Here is a 22,081-nt window from a genome sequence, read left to right as displayed (position 1 = left end):
ATTTGCGTCACGTGCTGCAAAAGCCACTGAAATTATGTCTGCCTCTTTCTTTTGCACTTCACATTTCGATTGAAACCGGTAGGAATCAAAAAAATTGAAGATCCTATCAGGGACATTCAAGCGAAAGATGCGGCCGCCAAGGATCGCATCCGCAGGGGAAAATATATGGAATATTTTATCCAGCAGCTCATAAACGGGCTGACTCTCGGATCCATCTATGGGCTCGTGGCAATCGGCTATACGATGGTTTACGGCATCATCGGCATGATCAACTTTGCCCATGGTGACATCTTCATGCTCGGCGGCTTTGCCGCCCTGATCGTGTTCCTGCTTGCCACATCCTTCTTCGCCGGCATTCCGGTGGCGCTGCTGCTTTTGCTGATGTTGCTCGTCGGCATGCTGATGACAGGCCTTTGGAACTGGACGATCGAGCGGATCGCCTACCGGCCGCTGCGCGGCTCGTTCCGCCTGGCGCCGCTGATCACCGCGATCGGCATGTCGATCTTCCTGTCGAACTTCATCCAGGTGACGCAGGGTCCGCGCAACAAGCCGATCCCGCCGCTGGTCACCGACACCTATCATTTCGGTGCGATCACGGTGTCGCTGAAGCAGATCCTGATCGTCGTGATCACCTCGATCCTGCTGTTCGCGTTCTGGTACATTGTCAACAAGACGCCGCTCGGCCGTGCCCAGCGCGCCACCGAACAGGATCGCAAGATGGCGGCTCTGCTCGGCGTCGATGTCGACAAGACGATCTCGATCACCTTCATCATGGGCGCGGCTCTCGCCGCCGTCGCCGGTGCCATGTACCTGATGTATTACGGTGTCGCCTCGTTCAACGACGGCTTCATTCCGGGTGTGAAGGCATTTACCGCAGCCGTTCTCGGCGGCATCGGCTCGCTGCCGGGCGCTGTTCTCGGCGGGTTGCTGATCGGCCTCATCGAGAGCCTGTGGTCGGCATATTTCTCGATCGCCTACAAGGATGTCGCGACCTTTGCGATCCTCGCCTTCGTGCTGATCTTCAAGCCGACCGGCATCCTCGGTCGTCCTGAAGTGGAGAAGGTGTAACATGGCGACCGTATCGGAAACCGTTCCCAACAACGTCATGGCCAAGGCGATCAAGGAAGGCATCTTTGCAGGCGTCATCGCCTTCCTGATGTTCTCCCTGTTCGTCGGCATCGAGACCTATCAGGACATCAACAACCAGCTCGTCTGGCGCACCCGCTGGGGCCTGCTTGCAGTGTTCGTGGCAGTCGCTGCCGTCGGTCGCTTCCTGACCGTCGCCTTTATCAAGCCCCATCTCGACCGTCGCAAACTTGCCAAGGCAAAAGCCGGCATTCTCGAGATTTCGGATGAGAAGAGCTTCTTCCATCGCCACTTCCTCAAGTTCGCGCTGGTCTTCCTGCTCATCTATCCATTCCTGTCGCTGCTGATTGTCGGCAAGCAGGGCTCGCTGAAATATGTCGACAACTTCGGCATCCAGATCCTCATCTATGTGATGCTCGCCTGGGGCCTCAACATCGTCGTCGGTCTCGCCGGTCTGCTCGATCTTGGCTATGTCGCCTTCTATGCGGTCGGCGCCTATTCCTACGCGCTTCTGTCATCGTATTTCGGCTTCTCGTTCTGGCTGCTGCTGCCGATGTCCGGCATTCTCGCCGCACTCTGGGGCGTCATCCTCGGCTTCCCGGTGTTGAGATTGCGGGGTGACTACCTTGCCATCGTGACGCTCGCCTTCGGGGAAATCATCCGGCTTGTTCTGATCAACTGGACCGACGTCACCAAGGGCACGTTCGGTATCTCGGGCATCGCCAAGGCGTCGTTCTTCGGCATCTGGTCGTTCGATACGGGCTCCCCGAACAACTTCGTCAAGGCCTGGGGCCTCTCGGCTTCGTCGGTCTATTACAAGATCTTCCTGTTCTACATCATCCTCGCGCTCTGCATGCTGACGGCCTACGTCACCATTCGCCTGCGTCGCATGCCGATCGGTCGCGCATGGGAAGCATTGCGCGAAGATGAAATCGCCTGCCGCTCGCTCGGCATCAACACCGTCACCACCAAGCTCACGGCATTTGCCACGGGCGCGATGTTCGGCGGTTTTGCAGGCTCGTTCTTTGCGACCCGCCAGGGCTTCGTCTCTCCGGAAAGCTTCGTCTTCCTGGAATCGGCTGTCATCCTGGCCATCGTGGTTCTCGGCGGCATGGGTTCTCTGACCGGTATCGCGATCGCCGCTGTCATCATGGTCGGCGGCACCGAGATCCTGCGCGAGATGTCGTTCCTGAAGATCATCTTCGGCCCCGACTTCACCCCGGAACTCTACCGCATGCTGCTGTTCGGGCTGGCGATGATCATCGTCATGCTGTTCAAGCCGCGTGGCTTCGTGGGCTCGCGTGAGCCGACAGCCTTCCTGAAGGAGCGCAAGGCCATCTCCGGCAGCTTCACCAAGGAAGGCCACGGCTGATGGCGACGGATATGACGACTATGACGAAAGACACGATCCTGAGGGTCGAGCATCTGTCGATGCGGTTTGGTGGCCTGATGGCGATCGACGACTTCTCGTTCGAAGCCAAGCGCGGCGAAATCACCGCGCTGATTGGCCCGAACGGCGCTGGCAAGACGACGGTGTTCAACTGCATCACCGGCTTTTACAAGCCGACGATGGGCATGCTGACCCTGCATCGCAGCAACGGCCGGGAGTTCCTTTTGGAACGCCTTCGCGATTTCGAGATCAACAAGGTCGCGGGTGTTGCCCGTACCTTCCAGAACATCCGGCTGTTTTCCGGCCTGACGGTTCTCGAAAACCTGCTGGTCGCGCAGCACAACGTGCTGATGAAGGCTTCGGGTTACACGATCCTCGGCCTCTTGGGTCTGCCGACCTACAAGAACGCTGCCAAGGCCGCGATCGAAAAGGCCGAATACTGGCTGGACAAGGCCGATCTGACGGACCGCGCCGACGACCCGGCCGGCGACCTTTCCTATGGCGCCCAGCGCCGGCTGGAAATTGCCCGCGCCATGTGCACCGGGCCGGAGCTTCTGTGCCTGGACGAGCCTGCCGCCGGTCTCAACCCGAAGGAATCGCTGACGCTCAACGCGCTGTTGCGCGGCATCCGCGACGAAGGCACGTCGCTGCTCCTGATCGAGCACGACATGTCCGTCGTCATGGAGATTTCGGATCACGTCGTGGTTCTGGAATACGGCCAGAAGATTTCCGACGGAACGCCTGATCACGTGAAGAACGACCCGAGGGTGATCGCAGCCTATCTCGGCGTCGAGGATGATGAAGTTGAAGAAATCGAGGAAAAGCTCGACAAGGGCATTATTGAAGAGGGGTCCGTCTGATGGCCGGTGAACCCCTTCTGAAAGTCCAGGGCGTCGAAACCTACTACGGCAACATCCGGGCCCTCGACGGCGTCAATGTCGAAGTCAACAAGGGCGAGATCGTCAGTCTGATCGGCGCCAACGGTGCCGGCAAGTCGACGCTGATGATGACGATCTGCGGCAGCCCGCAGGCCCGCAAGGGTCAGGTCATCTTCGACGGCGAAGACATCACGCAGGTGCCGACGCATTTGATTGCGCGTCGGCGTATCGCCCAGTCGCCGGAAGGCCGCCGCATCTTTCCGCGCATGACCGTGCACGAAAACCTGCAGATGGGCGCCGGTCTCGACAACCTCAAGTATTTCAAAGAGGACGTCGAAAAGATCTTCACCCTGTTTCCGCGCCTCAAGGAACGCCAGGCCCAGCGCGGCGGCACACTTTCGGGCGGCGAGCAGCAGATGCTGTCGATCGGCCGTGCACTGATGGCGCGTCCGAAACTGCTTCTTCTGGACGAGCCGTCGCTCGGCCTCGCACCATTGATCGTCAAGGGCATTTTCGAGGCGATCAAGAAGCTGAACAAGGAAGAGGGGCTCACCGTCTTCCTCGTTGAGCAGAACGCGTTTGCGGCACTCAAACTGTCCGATCGCGCCTATGTGATGGTCAATGGCAAGGTGACGATGTCCGGCTCCGGCAAGGAACTGCTCGCAAATCCCGAAGTCCGCGCCGCCTATCTCGAGGGGGGCCGGCATTGAGCACCATGATCATCATACCGGCGACCGGGGGACACTGAGATGCAGGGCCTGTTTTTCGAAACCGATACTGGCGTGCGTTATTTCCTGCGCGCACTCGTCATGGTCCTCGGCTTCTGGACGGCGTGGCGCGCCGGCAAGGCGGTCGCAGAAGGCTGGAACGGCTATGGCCATGTCATCGCCTACACGCTGCTGCTGGCCGTCGCGATGCAGTTCATGCATTACGCGCTGTTCCAGGGACCGTTCATCAGCCCGTTCCATTACATCATCGATGTGGTGCTGCTGATGGCGTTTTCCATCTCCGGATTCCGCATTCGCCGCACCCGTCAGATGGTTCAGAACTACTACTGGCTCTATCAGCCTGTCTCCGCTTTCTCATGGAAGAAGAAAGATTGACAGTCGCTCATTTCTGACTTCAGATTGGGTTGGGTCAAATAAGAATACACCAGAGGGTGGAACATTTCTCCGGCGCAATGATGGTGGGTATTGCGTCCGGGTCCCAAAAAACCGCTCACCTAAAAACTGGGAGTAAATCAATGAAGAAGTCTCTTCTTTCCGCCGTCGCGCTGACGGCGATGGTCGCATTCAGCGGCAACGCCTGGGCCGATATCATCATCGGCGTTGGCGGCCCGCTGACCGGCCCGAATGCTGCATTCGGCGCGCAGCTGCAGAAGGGTGCTGAACAGGCTATCGCCGATATCAATGCCGCCGGCGGCATCAACGGCGAAAAGCTGGTCATCGCGCTCGGCGACGACGTTTCCGATCCGAAGCAGGGCATTTCCGTTGCCAACAAGTTCGCGTCCGATGGCGTGAAGTATGTTGTCGGTCACTTCAACTCGGGCGTTTCGATCCCGGCTTCGCAGGAAGTCTATGCCGAAAACGGCATGCTCGAAGTCACCCCTGCAGCAACCAACCCTGTCTTCACCGAGCGCGGCCTGTGGAACACGTTCCGCACCTGCGGCCGTGACGACCAGCAGGGCGGCGTCGCCGGCAAGTATCTTGCCGAGAAGTTCGCCGATGCAAAGATCGCGATCATCGACGACAAGACACCTTACGGCCAGGGTCTCGCTGAAGAAACCATGAAAGCCTACAACGCGGCCGGCAAGAAGCAGGTCATCCGCGAAGGCGTCAACGTCGGCGACAAGGACTTCTCGGCGCTGATTTCCAAGATGAAGGAAGCCGGCGTTTCGATCATCTACTGGGGTGGTCTCCACACGGAAGCCGGCCTGATCATCCGTCAGGCGAAGGATGCTGGCCTCAAGGCAACGCTCGTATCGGGTGACGGTATCGTCTCCAACGAACTGGCCTCGATCGCTGGCGATGCCGTCGAAGGCACGCTGAACACGTTCGGCCCCGATCCGACACTGCGTCCTGAGAACAAGGAACTGGTTGCCAAGTTCAAGGCTGCCGGCTTCAACCCTGAAGCCTACACGCTCTATTCCTACGCAGCCGTTCAGGTCATCGCCGAAGGCATCAAGCTTGCTGGCAGCCCTGACGACGCAGAAGTCGTTGCCAAGGCTCTCAAGGAAAAGGGTCCGTTCAAGACCGTTCTCGGCGACATGGCTTTCGACGCCAAGGGCGACCCGAAGCTCCCAGGCTACGTCATGTACGAGTGGAAGAAGGGTCCGGACGGCAAGTACAGCTACTTCCCGCAGGGCTGAGCCTTCAAGGCTTGAACCATCGATTGACAGGAAGCCCGGCCATTGGCCGGGCTTTTTACATTGATGCCTGCAGGGTTCAGATATCGAGCTCTGAGTTTCCCGAGCTCAAACCCTGAAAATCCCATCAGAAACTTTCGGGGGTGAAACTGGCAAACCGCGCGGCGGGGAGAGGGCCGGCGGTCATCAGTGTGAAATCGAAATTCGACTTTGCTTCCGATCCCAGAACGTATTGACGGTGCACGCGCAGGAAATCGCGCTTGATCCTGTTGTAGCGCTCGGGCGCCATCATCCGCTTGACCCTGATGAAGGCAAGCGTCGCCTGGGGTGCATCTTCATGTCCTGCCAGCGCCACGACGCGGCTCTTGTAGAAATGAATGCTGTCGGTGAGGCACTGAACCTCCAGCCAGAAGATCTGTGGTGCTCGGGCAATGCGGCCGACACAGGCGCGCAATGTTGCGGCAGGCCGCAGCAGCGAGCATTGCAGGATCGCGCCTCCCAGCGTCACGAAGCTCGCCTTGCGGTCGCTCTGATCTGCGCCCCGCCTGAACACATCAGGACTTTCCGCAAGCAGCATGCCGATCACGTGGGTCGCGACAGCCGATCCCATGCTGTGCGACGTGATGAGATATTCGTCCGCATCCTCAGTCAGTGCCTCGCGGACACCCTCCATGCAGCTCGCCAGCCAGGCGTTGACATCGGGCCTGTCGAGATTGCCCATCGCGTCGGCCATCTCCCAGTCGGCAAACAGGTGCAGCGTGTGAAACCGTGCCATGAAGGGCAGGAAGGCGTAGCGGAACAGCGCAAGACCAAGCGGTATGCTCCACAACAGATGCAACATATTGAGCCCGAGCAGTGCGGGCAGGGCAGCGATCACGGCGGTGAGCCCAAACGCTACCGCCACCAGCAGGAATGGAAACAGGAAAAATAGGCCGAACCGCCATGCATGCCTGAGATAGCCGGCCATGCCGCCCTGGGTGACGATACGCAAGGCGCTTCGATAACCGTCGAGGATACGGCGCGGCAGCGGCTTGCCGTTCAGGCTGTTGACCAGCGCGCAGTGGTCGAAGATGTAGAACCGGCTTTGCGTGACGCCATCATCACCATCCGGGGCGCGACAGGTGATGTCGAAATACGCCGTCTTTGCGGTCCGCTGCAGCTCACCTGTCTGGAGATCCAGGTTCCATGTCTTGGCGCTCTGTGCCGCCGCGCGCGCATAACGGGCATGGTGCATGCCGGCGTCGAGCGGCTCGAAGCCCGGGAAATGCAGGACGACGCGTTTCCTCACCCGGTCCGCCGTCGGGGAGTTATCTGCGTCGTGGGGCGTCTGTGCCGTCAAAGGCGATTGTGTAGTCATGACTGCGGAGTTCCGGATGCGGCTTGTCTAGGCCGTTGAGGGTGCGCGCGGATCTATCCCTTGGCATCGCCGACTGCAAGTGTCTGGCCCCGGTCGGCCCGTTTGCGTCTAGTCGGGCCGGTCGCCTGCGTGCAGGACGTTCGCCGCCATGACCGCTGCCGAGGCGCGATTTTCGACGCCGAGCTTGATGTAGATCTGCTCGAGATGCTTGTTCACGGTGCGGGCCGACAGACCGAGGATATCGCCGATATCCTTGTTCGCCTTGCCCTTGGCGATCCATAAGAGCACTTCCGACTCCCGCTGCGTCAGGGGAAAATGCTGGCGCAGGATTTCGTCGTCCGGCCGCTTGATGACAGCGGCTGATAATCGGAACAGGAATTCGTCTGCGCCGATCGCGCCGAGAAACGCAAACTGCAGGCTGGTCTGCAGGTTTTCGGACAGCGAGAAGGCGGCGTTGCGGGCAAAGCCTGCCGTATCGCGCTCCGCCATCCAGGCGCCGATGCGGCCCGCGACGATCGCAATGCCGTCGTCGCTTTCCGTTGCGGCATTCATCAGCCGCGTTGCTTGCGGCGTCGACCAGCGGATCGAACCGTCGTTTCTGACCGCAAGCAGATGCCGGCCGGCGGCATCGAGCGCGACGCGGGCGCTCTGGGCGGAGCGGGCGTTGGAAAGATGCACGCGTATTCTCGCCCGCAATTCGTCGATATTGATCGGCTTGCTCAGATAATCGACGCCGCCGCTGTCCAGCGCGTTGACGACATGCTCGGTCTCGGTCAGGCCCGTCATGAAGATCACGGGCACCTGAGCTGCAGCATGCGCCTTCAGTTTGCGGCAGGTCTCGAACCCGTCCATGCCGGGCATCACGGCGTCGAGCAGGATCAGATCGGGCGTGATGCGCTCGACGATTGAGAGGGCTGCCTGTCCCGACGTGGCGATCAGCACCGAAAAGCCGGATTGCTCCAGCGCTTCAGTCAGAAAACCGAGCGTGTCGGGACTGTCGTCCACCAGGAGGACGATATCGCGCGGTGTCGTCGCGTCAGCCATCGTTGTTTTCCCGTTCTTCCAGTTCCTGTGTCTCCATGCGTTCCAGGTATTTCATGTAACCGGCCATGTCGAAGGCCTTTACATAGGTTCCGAGCTCTTCCGCGAACGGGCGGTGCGATTGGTCCGTGGCGAGATCCGCGAGCTTGGCTTCGATGCCGCGCACGTAACCGATTTCACCGAGCCGCAGCAGATCCTGAAGATGGCCCGTCCCGGGGCTGATGACCGGCTGCTTGACGAGGGCCGAAAGCGCCAGTGCCGGTGCTTCGTCCTCGTAAACCCATTTGAGGGAGAGATGCGAGGCAAGCTTGTCGGCAAGGCGGCGCAGGTTGACGGGCTTGGACAGCGTATCGTCATGCCCTTCGCCACCCGCATCCGCGGTCGTGCCATCGCCGATATTGGCCGAGAGCATGATCATGGGCGCCGTCTGGCCTTCCTCTCGCAACCTCGAAACAAGCTGCCAGCCGCTCATGCCGGGCATGGAGATATCGACCAGAAACAGATCCGGCCGAACACCCTCGATCAGCGTCAGGCATTCCGGCCCGTCGACGGCCGTCAGGATGACGAAATCCATTGGCGCCAGCACCTCGCGCATCAGGTCGCGGTGATCCTGGTTGTCGTCCACTACGACGATGGTGCGGCGCGGCCCGGTATAGGAGACGATCTTTCGCTCCGCCTCCGGTGTCGTGTTCGGCCGCTCGATGGCCGAGAGCATGAGCCGCACCTTAAAGGTCGAGCCTTCACCCTTCGTGCTGGCAACGGAGATTTCACCGCCCATCGTGTTGGTCAGAAGCTGAGTGATGGTGAGCCCGAGCCCAAGCCCGGGCATCGGCCGGATGCTTTCCGCTTCGCCGCGCTGGAACGGTTCGTAGATGCGGCCGAGATCCTTTTCCGCGATGCCACGGCCGGTATCGGTCACGGTGAAAGTCGCGACCTGGCTGCGATAGCCGATCTCGAAACGAACAGTGCCTTCGTCGGTAAATTTGACCGCGTTGGAGAGGATGTTGACGAGGATCTGGCGAAGCCGCTTTTCGTCGGTGCGCACATATTGCGGAAGCGTGCGGGCGCGCACGTGTTCGAAGGCGAGACCCTTGGCCTGCGCCTGCAGGCTGAACATCTCGACGATCTGGTCGAGGAAATCCTGGATGTTGATCTCGTTTGAATAGACCTGCAGCCGCCCGGCCTCGATCTTTGAAATGTCGAGCAGCCCGTCGATCAGGCCGGAAAGATGATCGGCGCTGCGCTTGATGACCTTGATCGCCGATTGCCGCGGGGCAGGGATGGTGTCGTCGCGCTCGAGGATCTGGGCATAGCCCAAAACGGCGTTGAGCGGCGTGCGCAGCTCGTGGCTCAGGCCAACCACATACCGGCTCTTGGCGCGGTTGGCGGCTTCTGCGGTTTCCTTGGCATCCTGCAGCGCCGCGTCGGTCTTCTTGTGCGCCGAGATTTCCTTCAGCAGAAGCGTGTTCTGCCGCGAGGATTCCTCTTCGGCCACCATTCGGCTGTCATGCGCCAGCACGTAGAACCAGGAGAAGATGCCGGTGATGATGGCAAAGACGAAGAAGACGATCAGGATCGTGCCGTAGATGACATCGGCATTTGCAGGCGCTGCCTGGCCTACCTGATAGGCGATCAGCGACAGGATGGCGCCGATCGCCGAGATCGAGATCACCGCCGTCATCCCGTAGCGGCCGAGCCGGGTCGTGAGCTTGGCAATGACGCTTTCGGTGAGGAAGGTGCGCGCCACGGTGCCGATCTGCGTGTTCAGCCGTGCGTGCGGCTTGCACATGTCGTGGCAGCGGCTGTCGAGCGAACAGCACAGCGAACAGATCGGCGCCGCATAGGCCGGGCACCAGGCCATGTCCTCATGCTCGAACGGGTGTTCGCAGATCGAGCAGGTGATCGAACCCAGCGTCTTCCAGCTCTGGCGCGGCTTTCTGGCGAGATAGTATTTGCCCTTCGTGGCAAAGGCGATCGCCGGCGACACGAGGAAGGCCGTCAGTGTCAGATAGGTAGCGAGCGACGCCATCAGCGGGCCGAACAGGCCGAGATGGGCGGTCAGTGCAATGCCGGTCGCTGTAAACATGGCGCCGAGCCCCACCGGATTGACGTCATAGAGATGGGCACGCTTGAACTCGATGCCGGGCGGCGACAGACCGAGCGGCTTGTTGATGAAGAGATCCGCCGAAATCGTGCAGAGCCAGCTCATCGCCACGATCGAGAAAATGCCGAGCGTTTCCTCCAGCAGCCGGTAGATGCCGAGTTCCATCAGGAGCAGCGCGATGATGACGTTGAACACCAGCCAGACGACGCGGCCGGGATGGCTGTGGGTCAGCCGCGAGAAGAAGTTCGACCAGGCAAGCGACCCCGCATAGGCGTTCATCACGTTGATCTTCAGCTGCGACACCACCACGAAAGCCGCCATCAGCATCAGCGCCGCGGTCTCGTTGGGGATCATGTAGCCGAAGGCGGCGAGATACATGTGGGCAGGATCGGCCGCGTCCTCGACCGGCACAGCGCTCGAGAGCGTCAGCACGGCGAGGAAGGAGCCCGCGAGAAGTTTTGGCACGCCGACCAGCACCCAGCCGGGTCCCGCCAGAAACACCGCGAACCGGTGGCGCCATTTCCGCTGCCCTTCCGGCGGCAGGAAGCGAAGGAAATCGACCTGCTCACCGATCTGCGGCATCAGCGCTAGGATGACGGCAGACGCCGCCCCGAACTCCACCAGATCGAACGGCGCCGAACCGCCGATTTCGCCGTTCGAATGGCCAATGCCGGCAAAGGCGCGCCAGAGGTCGAATTTCTGCCAGTCCATGAAGGCGATGAAGACAAAGGGCAGAATGTTGAGGATGATCCAGAACGGCTGGGTCAGAAGCTGGAAGCGCGAGATCAGCTGCACGCCGTAGATGACGAGCGGGATCACCACCGCGGCCGAGATGATATAGCCGATCCAGGGCGGAATGCCGAAGGCGAGATCCAGCGCGCCGGTCATGATCGACGCCTCGATCGCAAACAGCATGAAGGTAAAGCTCGCATAGATCAGCGAGGTGATGGTGGAGCCGATATAGCCGAACGAGGCGCCCCGCGTCAGCAGGTCGATGTCGACCCCGTGGCGGATCGCATAACGGCTGATCGGCAACCCCACGACCAGCATGACGAGAGCGGCCACCAGAATGGCGAAAAACGCGTTGGTCGTGCCGTAGGAGAGCGTGATCGCCCCGCCGATCGCCTCCAGCGCTAGAAACGAGATCGCGCCGATCGCCGTCTGCGAAATCCGGCTCGACGAAAACCGCCTAGCGCTCTTGGCGGTAAACCGCAGCGCATAGTCTTCCAGCGTCTGGTTTGCGACCCAGCGATTGTACTCACGGCGAACCGGTATGATGCGTTGGCGTGCTGCCATGCCTAAAAACGATCGCCTTTATCGGGGAGACTGATATTTAGGCAGTTTCGACTTTGGTGGAGCGTTTTGCAAGGGCGGTTTTACCGCTGCTCACACCTCGCTGCGCTTCAGCAGGTAATCCAGCCCACCGGCGCGATACCAGCGATAGCCATAGGGCTCGATCACGATGTGATGCTTGCCTTTTTCGTCCGCTGTGCTGTCCGAGTCATCGGCGATGTCAATCAGGTTCTTGCCCGCATCCTTGAGGCCGACGTCGAAGGTGATCTCCACCGGCCGGTCGTGGAAATTGTGGAGGATCACCAGCGCGTTGTCGCGCCAGTCGTAGCGCATGGCGAGTACGCCGTCATCGCCGGTATCGAGGCATTCGAACGTGCCCCAGCCGATCTCCGGTGCTTCCTTGCGCATTCGGATCATCCGCTCTGTCCAGTTGAGCATGGAATCGGGATCGCGACGCTGGATGGCGACGTTGACGTGGTCGAAGCCGTAGGGGCCCTCGTGGATCACGGGCAGGATCGGTTTGTCGCTCTTGGTGAAGCCACCCTGCGGTTCGTTCGACCACTGCATCGGCGTGCGGGCGCAGTTGCGCTCGGGCAGTGAGAGGTCGTCGCCCATGCCGATTTCGTCGCCGTAGCGCAGAACCGGGGTTCCGGGCAGGGAATACATCAGGCTGTAGGCGAGTTTCAGCCGGCGCGGATCGCCACCCAGCATCGGCGCCAGACGGCGGCGGATGCCGCGGTCGTAAAGCTGCATGTCCTTATCCGGACCCATCTTGTCGAACACGGTCTGGCGCTGCTTGTCGGTCAGGCGGCCGAGGTCGAGTTCGTCGTGGTTGCGCAGGAAAATGCCCCACTGGCCGGTCGCCGGGCGTTCCTTGGTGTCGTTCATTGCCTTCGCCAGTGGCCGCACGTCGGCGCTGGCCATCGCGTAAAACAGCGACTGGTTGACGTGGAAGTTGAACATCATCTGCATCCGGTCGCCGTCGTCGCCGAAATATTGCAGGTTCTCCTTCGGCACGACATTCGCTTCGGCCAGAATGATGCTGTCACCCTGGCGCCATTGCAGGAATTCGCGGAAGGACCGCAGCATGTCGAACTGCTCCTTCGGCTTTGTGACGTCGGCGCCCTTTTCGGCGATCACGAAGGGCACCGCGTCCATGCGGAAGCCGGAGACGCCGAGCTGCAGCCAGAACCCCATGATCTTCAAGATCTCGGCCTGCACATGCGGGTTGGCGGTGTTGAGATCCGGCTGGAATTCGTAGAAGCGGTGGAAGTAGTACTCGCCGGAGGCCTTGTCGCGCGTCCAGGTCGTCTTCTGGATGCCGGGAAACACCATGCCCTCATCGGCATTGGCCGGTTTTGTCTTCGACCAGACATACCAGTCGCGGTAGCGCGAATTCTTGTCCGCACAGGCCTCCTTGAACCAGGGATGTTCGTCCGATGTGTGGTTGACGACGAGATCGATCAGGACACGGATGCCGCGTTGCTTGGCACTGTGGGTGAACTCGACGAAATCGCCGAGCGTGCCGTAGCGCGGATCGACATTGTAATAGTCGGAGACATCATATCCGTCGTCGCGACCGGGAGACGCCTGGAACGGCATCAGCCAGATCGCGGTCACCCCAAGGCCGGCGAGGTAATCCAGGCGCCGCTGCACCCCTTGAAAATCGCCGACCCCGTCGCCGTTGGAATCCATGAAGGTTTCGACATTGAGGCAATAGAAGACGGCATTTTTGTACCAGAGGTCGTTGATCACGGGATGCTCCACGGCTTCGTTCGATCCGAGGCAATCGCGTCAGCCGCAAAATTGTTCCCGCCCGATTGTGAGTTTGCGATCAAGGCTCGCAAAATGCCCCGTCGGCCCCGTGTAATAACGCTTGCTATTTTACCCGGATCAGAGGCTATGCTTCATCATCAACATGAGGAGATAGGTCATGGCCAAGGGTCAGGTACGCGGCAACAAGGAAACGCGCAAACCCAAGAAGGACAAGGCCGCTCCAGCGGCTGCGCCGACTTTGGGTTCGCAGGTCAAGTCGGCCGAAAGCAACACCAAAAAGAAGTAATCCGCTCCGTCGTCATGCCGCGATCTCCTTGGTCGCCGGCAGACACAGGACGGCTTCAAGACCTCCCATATGCGACCGGGAGAGGCTCAGCTTCCCGCCGTAAGCATTTGCAATGTCGCCGGAAATCGCCAGGCCAAGGCCTGTTCCGGCGCCATCGCTGTCTTCCTCCTGCTGGCCGCGGACACCGCGCTTCAGCATGGAGGCGTAACGCTCCGGCGTGACGCCCGGGCCATCGTCCGCGATACGCAGCAACACCATCCCGCCATCGCCTCTCGATGCCGTCAGCGCGATGCGCCGTCTTGCAAAACGGACAGCGTTGTCGAGAATGTTGCCGATCGCTTCGGCTGCGTCGGCCGGGTCCGCCTGGACCGTGAGCGCCGGATCGATATCGAGCTCCCAGTCGATCCCGCGGTTTTCGGTGACGGGCGACAGCACGCTCACAAGCTTTCCCGAAATGCCGAGAAGCGATGTCGTCGCCATCTGTTCGACGCCCATTCGAGCGGCCTGCAACTGCCGGTCGGCGCGCTGGCGCACCAGCTCGATCTGCTGCAGGGCCGTTTCGCGACGGGCGCCCGGCAGATCCTCGACGAGATGGGACAGGACGGTCAGAGGCGTCTTCAGGCCATGTGCCAGATCGCTTGCCCGGGCGCGCGCCCTCTCGACGGCATTTTCCCGCTCCGACAGAAGAAGGTTGATCTCGTTGACGAGCGGCGTGACTTCGCTTGGCCCCTGCGCACCGATGCTCGGCAGGCGACCCGCCCGGATATCGGCTACATCCTGGCGCAGGCGGGAAAGCGGCCTCAGACCGACGAGGCTCTGCAGGAGTGCGGCAAGGAAAAGCAGGGCACCGATGGCGATCAGCATCATGACCAGGGGCCGGTGATAGGTGGCGAGCGCTTCCTCCATGTCGTTCTTGGAGAAGGCGGTGTAGAGGGTGAAGCGCTGCAGGGCGTCGCCTTCGCCGATCGACATCTCCCTGACCGTGATCAGGATCGTGCCACCATCGGGTCCTTCCGTCTGGAAGAAGCCGCAATAGAGATCGGGGAAAACATCTGCCGCGCCAGCTCCTGATCCCAAAGCGAGCGGGAGCGCAGCGGAGGTTTCCCGTCGGCCGGCGATATCTGCCAGTAGAGGCCACCGGCCGGGATCTGGAAGCGTGCATCGGACGGCTCGCTGGCCAGGGAGAGACCGTTCTTCTGAATGGTCAGCCGTGCGCCGAGCGCGTCCGATACCGCCGTCATCTCTGCGGAATACTGGTCGGCAACATAGTCCTCGAACAGGTGACCAAGCACGAACCAGGCGAGCCACAGGGCCACACCGATCGATATCAGGGCGCCGATTGCCAGCCGGAAACGCAGGGAGCGGATCACGGGCGTTTCTCCGGCAAGACATAGCCAAAGCCGCGGCGGGTCTCGATCGCGTCGCTGTCAGTTTTCTTGCGCAAGCGGGCAACCATCGCCTCGACGGCGTTCTTGGCGGCGTCGTCGTCGCGGCCCTGAACCTGGCTTGCAAGTTCTGCGGGCGTCAGGACGGCGCCGGGGCGGTCGATGAACAGCGAGATCATGCGGTATTCCAGAGGGCTCAGATCCAGCTCGCGTCCGTCGAACGTCACACGGCGGGCCTGCTCATCCAGCGTGAACCGGTCGGCCGATTTGACGCGTGCCTGAACCTTGCCGGTTCGGCGAAGCAGCGCCTTCAGCCGGGCGAGCAGCTCCTCGCTGCGAAACGGTTTCGGCAGGTAGTCGTCGGCGCCGGCGTCGAAGCCATCGACGCGTTCCATCCAGGAACCGCGCGCCGTCAGTACGAGGATGGGCGTATCGACGCCGCTTGCCCGCCAGCGCTTGAGAATTGAAAGCCCATCCATCCCCGGCAGGCCGAGATCGAGGATAATGGCTGCATGGTCGCCTGTCTCGCCCCGTTCCCAAATGTCTGGTCCGTTCGAGAGAGTTTCGACAAAATAGCCCTCGCGACTGAGCTTCTCGACGACGAGCGCTGCGATCTGGGGGTCGTCTTCGGCAAGCAGGATCTTCATGATATCAACCGCCTCCCAGAAGCGAGCCGCTTCTCGCATCGACCCGCAGGGTGCGGATGGCACCGTTGTTGTCGCGCAGTTTCAGTTGATAGACGTCGCGCGACTGCGAGCGGCTGAGACGGATGTCGATGATGCGACCATACCTGGTGGCGTCGATCTTTCTCAGCATCGTCTTTAGCGGCATGATCTGACCGCTGCGAACCGCATCGCGGGCCCGATCGGAATCGTTTGGGCCATAGCCGCCGCCCGATGCGTCATGGCTTCCCGCACCGTCCTTGCCGTGGTCATCACCGCCATCGTCATCGCCGCCGTGGTTATCGCCATCATCGCCACCGCCGTCATTGCCCGAGCCGGAAGATCCGCTGCCATCGCCGCCGCCGTCGCCATCCTTGGCGAATGCGGGCGCAACGGGCGTGGCGATCGCCGACCCGAGTGTGGCCGCGAGCAGCGCAGCAAGATAGATACGACGGGTCACGCCCATTGATACTCCGGATAGGACTGTGTGGCAGCGCTTTTGAGCCGCGAAATACTACTCTGCCATGATGGCGATGTTGCTGCAAACGGCCGCACCCCCGCCGGCATCCGGCGGGGGTGCGGACTGTGGTCGGACAAAGCCTATTTGTGGCCGCCGCGCGTGCCGCCCTTGTGGTCGTTCTTGTTGTGGTTTGCAGAGTCATCGCTGCTCTTGCCGCCGCGCTTTCCGCCCTTGTCGTCGTTCTTGTCATGGGTCGCGGCGTCATCGCTGCTCTTTCCGCCGCGCTTTCCGCCCTTGTCGTCATTCTTGTCATGGGTTGCAGCGTCGTCGCGGCTCTTGCCGCCGCGCTTGCCACCCTTGTCGTCATTGGCATCATGGTTCGGACCATCGTCCGCACCCTGGCGGGCAAAGGCTGCGGATGTGCCGGCAAAGGGAACGGCTGCCTGGACCAGTGGCAGCGAAGCGGTGAGGGCGAGTGCGGCGGCGAAGGTCGTCAGAGCAAGTTTCGTTTTCATGGCATGTTTCCTCTCGTATTTGGTTGACGAGTGCAGAATGCCATCGGGGCCCTGACAGGCCACTGAGTGCCGCTGTCAGCAAACTGTCAGACTGGAGAGGACTTGCCCTCCAACGGGCCGGTTCACCCCTCCCGATACGTCATTCGACGTATACGTTTTTGCGGTGCAGCAGCCGATAGTCCGGTTAAGCAACGGTTAAATCTCCGGTTGCTTGAACGAACAAGAAGAGGGGTTCGACCAATGACATTCAGGGTGAAACTTACCGGCGCGCTGCTTGCCGCTGCCATGTCCGCCACGGCGCTTTCGGGCGCATACGCTGCCGACGATACGATCAAGATCGGCGTTCTGCATTCGCTGTCCGGTACGATGGCGATTTCCGAGACGACGCTGAAAGACGCCATGCTGATGATGGTGGAAGAGCAGAACAAGAAGGGCGGCGTTTTGGGCAAGAAGCTCGAAGCCGTCGTCGTCGATCCGGCCTCCGACTGGCCGCTGTTTGCCGAAAAGGCCCGCCAGCTGATCAGCCAGGACAAGGTTGCAGCCGTTTTCGGTTGCTGGACCTCGTCGTCGCGCAAGTCGGTTCTTCCTGTCTTCGAAGAGCTGAACTCGATCCTGTTCTACCCGGTTCAGTACGAGGGTGAAGAATCCTCGCGCAACATCTTCTACACCGGTGCCGCGCCGAACCAGCAGGCCATTCCTGCGGTCGATTATCTTGCCAAGGAAGAAGGCGTGCAGCGCTGGGTTCTCGCCGGCACCGACTATGTCTATCCGCAGACGACCAACAAGATCCTCAAGGCCTACCTGATGTCGAAGGGTGTCGCCGAGGCCGATATCATGGTCAACTACACGCCGTTCGGTCATTCCGACTGGCAGACAATCGTTTCCGACATCAAGAAGTTCGGCTCTGCCGGCAAGAAGACCGCCGTCGTCTCCACCATCAACGGCGATGCCAACGTGCCGTTCTACAAGGAACTGGGCAACCAGGGCATCAAGGCCGAAGACATTCCGGTCGTGGCCTTCTCGGTCGGCGAAGAAGAGCTAGCCGGTCTCGATACCAAGCCGCTGGTCGGCCATCTCGCCGCCTGGAACTACTTCCAGTCCGTCGATGCCGAGGTCAATGCGTCCTTCATCAAGGAATGGCACGCGTTTATCAAGAACGACAAGCGCGTGACCAACGATCCGATGGAAGCCGCCTATATCGGTTTCCAGGCCTGGGTTAAGGCCGTCGAATCCGCCGGGACGACCGACACGAACGCGGTTCTGGACTCGATCATCGGCGTTTCGGTGCCGAACCTGTCGGGCGGCTATTCCACCGTCATGCCGAACCACCACATCACCAAGCCGGTGCTGATCGGTGAAATCCAGGCCGACGGCCAGTTCGAAATCGTCCAGGAAACGCCGGCCGTCGTCGGTGACGAATGGTCGGATTACCTGCCGGACTCCAAGGACCTGATCTCCGATTGGCGCAAGCCCATGTCCTGCGGCAACTTCAACGTTGCCACCGGCAAGTGCGGCGGCAAGGGCGGCAGCTGATCCGGGTTATCTCTTCATGATCGGAGAGGGGAGCGAGCGGAATGCCGCATCTCCTCTCCTCATCCCTGTACTTGTCACAGGGATCCAGCAGCGTCGCGTCGGCGACGCGGAAGAGTTTTTTCGGCCCAAGGACTTGGGCCGACTGGATTCCTGTGACGAGCACAGGAATGAGGAGTGTTGAGCCAGCCTCCAATCCGCAAGTATCCGCCATGTGTGAAGGGCGATGTCGTGACAACAAGAAGCTTCGTCAGAGCGGTTTTTGCCGTTCTCCTCCTCGCTCTCGCAGCACCCGCCCTTTCGCAAGGGGCTGATCCGAAGCCGCTGTTTAACCAGCTCGCCGATGCCGATTTCGGCCAGGCTGAATCGATCGTCGCCAAGATCGCCACCAGCGGCGATATCCGCGTGGTGCCGGCGCTCGAGGCTTTTGCCGAGGGCGATCTCTATTTCCGCAAGGCCGACAAGGCCGTGTTCGTGGCCAAACCCGCCGGCTCGCAGCTGGATCTGATTGATCCGGTGACGGCGGAAAGCGCCGGCCAGGTCGCCAAGGGCGCCGTCACCAAGATCCGCGTCAACAATACGCTGCGGCGCGCCATTCGTGCAGCGCTTGGCGGTCTGACGCTGATGAGCCCGGATCGCGGTGTCCGTCTTGCCGCAGCCGATGCGATCCTTTTGTCGCCGAGTGCGGAGGCGCTGGATCTGGTCGAGGCTGCGATTGCCAAGGAAACCGACCGCGACGTCAAATTCCGCATGGAGGAGGCGCGCGCCGTCTCGGTGCTCTCCTCCGACCGCTCGCTCGACGAAAAGCGCGCCGCCATCCAGACCATGGGCAATCTTGGCGGGCGCAGTGCGCTCGGTATCCTGAGTTCGGTCTCGTCAACGATCGATCCGAGCCTGAAGGCCGATCTCGATGCGGCGATCAAAGCAATCCAGAACGAGCAGCAGCTGTGGGATCTGGCCCAGAACGTCTGGTACGGGGTCTCGCTCGGCTCGGTGCTGCTCTTGGCCGCGATCGGGCTTGCCATCACCTTCGGCGTGATGGGCATCATCAACATGGCGCATGGCGAAATGGTCATGCTCGGCGCCTATTCCACCTATGTGGTGCAGGAAGTGATCCGCAGTCACGCGCCCGGCCTGTTTGACTGGTCGCTGACGATTGCGCTGCCGGTGGCCTTTCTCGTGACCGGTGCCGTCGGCTTCGTCGTGGAGCGCGGTATCATCCGCTTTCTTTACGGCCGGCCGCTGGAAACGCTGCTCGCCACCTGGGGCGTGTCGCTGATCCTGCAGCAGACGATCCGCTCCATCTTTGGCCCCACCAACAAGGAAGTCGGCAATCCGTCCTGGATGTCCGGTTCGTTTCCGCTCGGCGGCATGACGATCACCTGGAACCGCATGTGGATCGTGATCTTCTCGCTGTCGATCTTCTTCGCGCTGCTGGTGGTGATGAAGAAATCCGCCTTCGGCCTCAACATGCGCGCCGTCACCCAGAACCGTCGCATGGCATCCTCCATGGGCATCCGCACGCCATGGGTCGACGCGCTGACCTTCGCGCTCGGCTCCGGCATTGCCGGCATTGCGGGCGTCGCGCTCAGCCAAATCGACAACGTCTCGCCCAATCTCGGCCAGAGCTACATTATCGACAGTTTCATGGTCGTGGTGTTCGGCGGCGTCGGCAATCTCTGGGGCACGCTGGTCGGGGCACTTTCGCTCGGGGTGCTCAACAAGTTCCTCGAACCCTCGGTTGGCGCCGTTCTCGGCAAGATCCTGGTTCTGGTTCTTATCATCCTCTTCATCCAGAAACGTCCGCGCGGCCTGTTCGCGCTCAAGGGAAGGGCGATCGAAGCATGATTACCGGCTTCATTCTGCGTGCACTCGAAGGCAAGATCGTCGTTGCCATCGCCATCCTGCTCGGAGTCGCCATTCTCGTCCCGGCGCTCAATCTCCTGACCTCGCCAGACAGCGCGTTCCACATCCCGACCTATGCCATGGCGCTGATGGGCAAGTATCTCTGCTACGCGCTTCTGGCGCTGGCACTGGATCTGGTCTGGGGCTATTGCGGCATCCTCTCGCTCGGCCACGGCGCGTTCTTCGCGCTCGGCGGTTATGCGATGGGCATGTATCTGATGCGCCAGATCGGCTCGCGCGGCACCTACGGCAATCCGCTGCTGCCCGATTTCATGGTCTTCCTCAACTGGAAGGAACTGCCGTGGTTCTGGTACGGGTTCGATTACTTCGCCTTTGCGATGCTGATGGTTCTAGTCGTGCCGGGCCTGCTAGCCTTCGTCTTCGGCTGGTTCGCCTTCCGCAGCCGCGTCAACGGCGTCTACCTGTCGATCATCACCCAGGCGATGACCTATGCGCTTCTGCTCGCCTTCTTCCGCAACGACATGGGGTTCGGTGGCAATAACGGCCTCACCGACTTCAAGGAAATCCTCGGCTTCAACGTGCAGGCCGGCGGCACCCGTGCAGCGCTGTTTGCGATGTCGGCGATCATGCTGGCTCTCTGCCTTCTGGTCGCCTCGGCCATCACCCGCTCGAAATTCGGCAAGGTGCTGGTTGGCGTCCGCGATGCGGAAAGCCGGGTTCGCTTCCTCGGCTTCCGGGTGGAGAATATCAAGCTCTTCACCTTCGTCGTTTCGGCCATGTTTGCCGGCATTGCCGGTGCGCTGTTCGTGCCGCAGGTCGGCATCATCAATCCAGGCGAATTTGCCCCCGCCAACTCGATCGAAGTCGTCGTCTGGACGGCGGTCGGCGGCCGCGGCACGCTGATCGGCCCGATCATCGGCGCTATCCTCGTCAATGCCGGCAAAAGCTATTTTACCGGCGCCTTTCCGGAGATCTGGCTGTTTGCGCTGGGCGGCCTGTTCATTGCCGTCACGCTGTTCCTGCCGCGCGGCATCGTCGGCACCATCCAGCACGGATTTGATGGCCGCAAGGCGCTGAAGGCAGCGGTGGAGGCGGAAAAGGGCAGGGATGCCGGGGCAGTCCCGGTCGCCCGACAGGTTCAGGCAGCGGAGTGAGACGATGAACACGATTGCCGAAACACGCGCCAAAAGCCTGCTCTATCTGGAAGACGTCTCTGTCTCCTTCGACGGGTTCAAGGCGATCAATTCGCTGTCGCTCGTGGTCGAACCGGGAGAGCTTCGCGCCATCATCGGCCCGAACGGTGCCGGCAAGACGACGATGATGGACATCATCACCGGCAAGACGCGTCCCGATACCGGCCGGGTGATCTTCGAGGACACGATCGACCTCACCAAGAAGGACGAAGCCGATATCGCCCAGCTCGGCATCGGCCGCAAATTCCAGAAGCCGACCGTGTTCGAAAGCCACACCGTGTGGGACAATCTCGAACTGGCGCTCAACCGGTCACGCACTGTGTTCGGCACGCTGTTCTATACGCTGTCTGCCGACGACAAGGCCCGCATCGAGGAGATCCTCGAGACGATCCGCATGTCCCACCGCAAAAACGAATATGCCGCCAATCTTTCGCACGGCCAGAAACAGTGGCTTGAGATCGGCATGCTGCTCGCTCAGGAACCGAAGCTGCTTCTGGTCGATGAACCGGTCGCCGGCATGACGGATGCCGAGACATCCGAGACCGCCTTGCTGCTGAAAGAAATCGCCAAGACCCGCTCGGTCGTGGTGGTGGAACACGACATGGGCTTCATCCGCGACCTCGGCGTCAAGGTGACGTGTCTCGCGGAAGGATCGGTGCTGGCCGAAGGGTCGATCGATTTCGTGTCGAACGATCCAAAGGTGATTGAGAATTATCTCGGACGGTGAGGGATTACCCTCCCCTTGAGGGGGAGGGTCGGCGCAAAGCGCCGGGGTGGGGTGATCTTTGGGATCCCGGCGGTCACCCGCAGCTTCGCTGCGACCTCCCCCTTAAGGGCGAGGTGGAAGGATGCCGCAAGCTTGTCGATCCTCCAACGGCCGACACAAAGAGAAAA

At 61.0% G+C, this 22,081-nt stretch carries 20 protein-coding genes; 11 read left to right on the top strand and 9 right to left on the bottom strand.

Going from position 1 to position 22,081, the window contains the following annotated elements; translation table 11 throughout:
* Nucleotides 1-165 precede the first annotated feature (165 nt).
* The 6 genes from ACQY1K_RS12260 to ACQY1K_RS12235 all read left to right on the top strand — a co-directional run bounded on the left by ACQY1K_RS12260 (nt 166) and on the right by ACQY1K_RS12235 (nt 5,722).
* The gene (locus ACQY1K_RS12260; RefSeq protein WP_062455207.1) at nt 166-1,068 is read left to right on the top strand and encodes a branched-chain amino acid ABC transporter permease; all 903 of its coding nucleotides are present in this window, start codon (nt 166-168) and stop codon (nt 1,066-1,068) included.
* Nucleotide 1,069: 1 nt separating this feature from the next.
* Nucleotides 1,070-2,458 carry a high-affinity branched-chain amino acid ABC transporter permease LivM gene (livM, locus tag ACQY1K_RS12255; protein ID WP_430257485.1) on the top strand — a complete coding sequence of 463 codons (1,389 nt, stop codon included), beginning with the start codon at nt 1,070-1,072 and terminating at the stop codon, nt 2,456-2,458.
* Nucleotides 2,458-3,336: an ABC transporter ATP-binding protein gene (locus ACQY1K_RS12250; RefSeq protein WP_062455210.1), complete on the top strand. Its 879-nt coding sequence runs from the start codon at nt 2,458-2,460 to the stop codon at nt 3,334-3,336. Before livM ends, ACQY1K_RS12250 begins: the two co-directional genes overlap by 1 nt.
* Nucleotides 3,336-4,064 carry an ABC transporter ATP-binding protein gene (locus tag ACQY1K_RS12245; protein WP_062455212.1) on the top strand — a complete coding sequence of 243 codons (729 nt, stop codon included), beginning with the start codon at nt 3,336-3,338 and terminating at the stop codon, nt 4,062-4,064. Before ACQY1K_RS12250 ends, ACQY1K_RS12245 begins: the two co-directional genes overlap by 1 nt.
* 39 nt (nt 4,065-4,103) lie before the next feature.
* The gene (locus ACQY1K_RS12240; protein WP_062455213.1) at nt 4,104-4,457 is read left to right on the top strand and encodes a DUF6867 family protein; all 354 of its coding nucleotides are present in this window, start codon (nt 4,104-4,106) and stop codon (nt 4,455-4,457) included.
* 140 nt (nt 4,458-4,597) lie between these two features.
* On the top strand, nt 4,598-5,722 hold the full coding sequence (locus ACQY1K_RS12235) for a branched-chain amino acid ABC transporter substrate-binding protein (protein WP_062455215.1): 1,125 nt from the start codon (nt 4,598-4,600) through the stop codon (nt 5,720-5,722).
* A 124-nt stretch (nt 5,723-5,846) separates the two neighbouring features.
* On the opposite strand, the gene ACQY1K_RS12230 is transcribed toward ACQY1K_RS12235, so the two are convergent.
* The 4 genes from ACQY1K_RS12230 to ACQY1K_RS12215 form a co-directional block, all read right to left on the bottom strand.
* Nucleotides 5,847-7,076: a hypothetical protein gene (locus ACQY1K_RS12230; RefSeq protein WP_430257484.1), complete on the bottom strand. Its 1,230-nt coding sequence runs from the start codon at nt 7,074-7,076 to the stop codon at nt 5,847-5,849.
* Between the two features lie 108 nt (nt 7,077-7,184).
* Nucleotides 7,185-8,120 carry a response regulator gene (locus tag ACQY1K_RS12225; protein ID WP_430257483.1) on the bottom strand — a complete coding sequence of 312 codons (936 nt, stop codon included), beginning with the start codon at nt 8,118-8,120 and terminating at the stop codon, nt 7,185-7,187.
* Nucleotides 8,113-11,517, bottom strand: a complete 3,405-nt coding sequence (locus ACQY1K_RS12220) for a hybrid sensor histidine kinase/response regulator (protein WP_430257482.1) — start codon at nt 11,515-11,517, stop codon at nt 8,113-8,115. Before ACQY1K_RS12220 ends, ACQY1K_RS12225 begins: the two co-directional genes overlap by 8 nt.
* A gap of 90 nt (nt 11,518-11,607) precedes the next feature.
* Nucleotides 11,608-13,269: an alpha-amylase family protein gene (locus ACQY1K_RS12215; protein ID WP_430257481.1), complete on the bottom strand. Its 1,662-nt coding sequence runs from the start codon at nt 13,267-13,269 to the stop codon at nt 11,608-11,610.
* Nucleotides 13,270-13,447: 178 nt separating this feature from the next.
* Here ACQY1K_RS12215 and ACQY1K_RS12210 point away from each other — a divergent pair, with 178 nt between their 5' ends.
* Nucleotides 13,448-13,576, top strand: coding sequence for a hypothetical protein (locus ACQY1K_RS12210; protein ID WP_256413792.1), 129 nt, complete (start codon nt 13,448-13,450; stop codon nt 13,574-13,576).
* Nucleotides 13,577-13,588: 12 nt separating this feature from the next.
* Here the strand turns inward: ACQY1K_RS12210 and ACQY1K_RS12205 are convergent, their stop codons facing one another.
* The 5 genes from ACQY1K_RS12205 to ACQY1K_RS12185 form a co-directional block, all read right to left on the bottom strand.
* Entirely contained in the window at nt 13,589-14,548 is a 960-nt protein-coding gene (locus ACQY1K_RS12205; protein ID WP_430257480.1) for an ATP-binding protein, read from the bottom strand.
* Nucleotides 14,549-14,562: 14 nt separating this feature from the next.
* A complete protein-coding gene (locus ACQY1K_RS12200) occupies nt 14,563-14,946 on the bottom strand; it encodes a hypothetical protein (RefSeq protein ID WP_430257479.1) in 384 nt (127 codons plus the stop codon).
* Nucleotides 14,943-15,608 (bottom strand): response regulator transcription factor, encoded by a 666-nt coding sequence (locus ACQY1K_RS12195; protein ID WP_192077444.1) that lies wholly within the window; start codon nt 15,606-15,608, stop codon nt 14,943-14,945. The genes ACQY1K_RS12200 and ACQY1K_RS12195 overlap by 4 nt, the downstream gene beginning before the upstream one ends.
* A 4-nt stretch (nt 15,609-15,612) precedes the next feature.
* Entirely contained in the window at nt 15,613-16,089 is a 477-nt protein-coding gene (locus tag ACQY1K_RS12190) for a PepSY domain-containing protein (protein ID WP_430257478.1), read from the bottom strand.
* A gap of 134 nt (nt 16,090-16,223) precedes the next feature.
* Entirely contained in the window at nt 16,224-16,598 is a 375-nt protein-coding gene (locus ACQY1K_RS12185; protein WP_062455229.1) for a hypothetical protein, read from the bottom strand.
* Between the two features lie 240 nt (nt 16,599-16,838).
* On the opposite strand from ACQY1K_RS12185, the gene urtA reads away from it, so the two are divergent.
* The 4 genes from urtA to urtD all read left to right on the top strand — a co-directional run bounded on the left by urtA (nt 16,839) and on the right by urtD (nt 21,914).
* Entirely contained in the window at nt 16,839-18,131 is a 1,293-nt protein-coding gene (gene urtA, locus ACQY1K_RS12180) for an urea ABC transporter substrate-binding protein (protein WP_430257477.1), read from the top strand.
* Between the two features lie 228 nt (nt 18,132-18,359).
* Complete coding sequence (urtB, locus tag ACQY1K_RS12175) at nt 18,360-19,976, top strand: urea ABC transporter permease subunit UrtB (RefSeq protein WP_430259000.1); 1,617 nt, start codon at nt 18,360-18,362, stop codon at nt 19,974-19,976.
* Nucleotides 19,973-21,148, top strand: a complete 1,176-nt coding sequence (urtC, locus tag ACQY1K_RS12170; RefSeq protein ID WP_430257476.1) for an urea ABC transporter permease subunit UrtC — start codon at nt 19,973-19,975, stop codon at nt 21,146-21,148. The genes urtB and urtC overlap by 4 nt, the downstream gene beginning before the upstream one ends.
* A 4-nt stretch (nt 21,149-21,152) precedes the next feature.
* The gene (urtD, locus tag ACQY1K_RS12165) at nt 21,153-21,914 is read left to right on the top strand and encodes an urea ABC transporter ATP-binding protein UrtD (RefSeq protein ID WP_174196330.1); all 762 of its coding nucleotides are present in this window, start codon (nt 21,153-21,155) and stop codon (nt 21,912-21,914) included.
* The last annotated feature ends 167 nt before the right edge of the window (nt 21,915-22,081 follow it).

The sequence above is a fragment of the Neorhizobium sp. IRS_2294 genome (genome assembly GCF_050500145.1).
GTDB lineage: Bacteria > Pseudomonadota > Alphaproteobacteria > Rhizobiales > Rhizobiaceae > Neorhizobium > Neorhizobium soli.
Note: the sequence above shows the minus strand (reverse complement) of the source record. Positions and strands in the feature narration are given on the sequence as shown.

Bases quoted from the DNA above. Each gene is read 5' to 3' on its own strand.
- ACQY1K_RS12260 (WP_062455207.1), top strand. From the start codon at position 166: ATGGAATATTTTATCCAGCAGCTCATAAACGGGCTGACTCTCGGATCC.
- livM (WP_430257485.1), top strand. From the start codon at position 1,070: ATGGCGACCGTATCGGAAACCGTTCCCAACAACGTCATGGCCAAGGCG.
- ACQY1K_RS12250 (WP_062455210.1), top strand. From the start codon at position 2,458: ATGGCGACGGATATGACGACTATGACGAAAGACACGATCCTGAGGGTC.
- ACQY1K_RS12245 (WP_062455212.1), top strand. From the start codon at position 3,336: ATGGCCGGTGAACCCCTTCTGAAAGTCCAGGGCGTCGAAACCTACTAC.
- ACQY1K_RS12240 (WP_062455213.1), top strand. From the start codon at position 4,104: ATGCAGGGCCTGTTTTTCGAAACCGATACTGGCGTGCGTTATTTCCTG.
- ACQY1K_RS12235 (WP_062455215.1), top strand. From the start codon at position 4,598: ATGAAGAAGTCTCTTCTTTCCGCCGTCGCGCTGACGGCGATGGTCGCA.
- ACQY1K_RS12230 (WP_430257484.1), bottom strand. From the start codon at position 7,076: ATGACTACACAATCGCCTTTGACGGCACAGACGCCCCACGACGCAGAT.
- ACQY1K_RS12225 (WP_430257483.1), bottom strand. From the start codon at position 8,120: ATGGCTGACGCGACGACACCGCGCGATATCGTCCTCCTGGTGGACGAC.
- ACQY1K_RS12220 (WP_430257482.1), bottom strand. From the start codon at position 11,517: ATGGCAGCACGCCAACGCATCATACCGGTTCGCCGTGAGTACAATCGC.
- ACQY1K_RS12210 (WP_256413792.1), top strand. From the start codon at position 13,448: ATGGCCAAGGGTCAGGTACGCGGCAACAAGGAAACGCGCAAACCCAAG.
- ACQY1K_RS12205 (WP_430257480.1), bottom strand. From the start codon at position 14,548: ATGTCGATCGGCGAAGGCGACGCCCTGCAGCGCTTCACCCTCTACACC.
- ACQY1K_RS12195 (WP_192077444.1), bottom strand. From the start codon at position 15,608: ATGAAGATCCTGCTTGCCGAAGACGACCCCCAGATCGCAGCGCTCGTC.
- ACQY1K_RS12190 (WP_430257478.1), bottom strand. From the start codon at position 16,089: ATGGGCGTGACCCGTCGTATCTATCTTGCTGCGCTGCTCGCGGCCACA.
- ACQY1K_RS12185 (WP_062455229.1), bottom strand. From the start codon at position 16,598: ATGAAAACGAAACTTGCTCTGACGACCTTCGCCGCCGCACTCGCCCTC.
- urtA (WP_430257477.1), top strand. From the start codon at position 16,839: ATGACATTCAGGGTGAAACTTACCGGCGCGCTGCTTGCCGCTGCCATG.
- urtC (WP_430257476.1), top strand. From the start codon at position 19,973: ATGATTACCGGCTTCATTCTGCGTGCACTCGAAGGCAAGATCGTCGTT.
- urtD (WP_174196330.1), top strand. From the start codon at position 21,153: ATGAACACGATTGCCGAAACACGCGCCAAAAGCCTGCTCTATCTGGAA.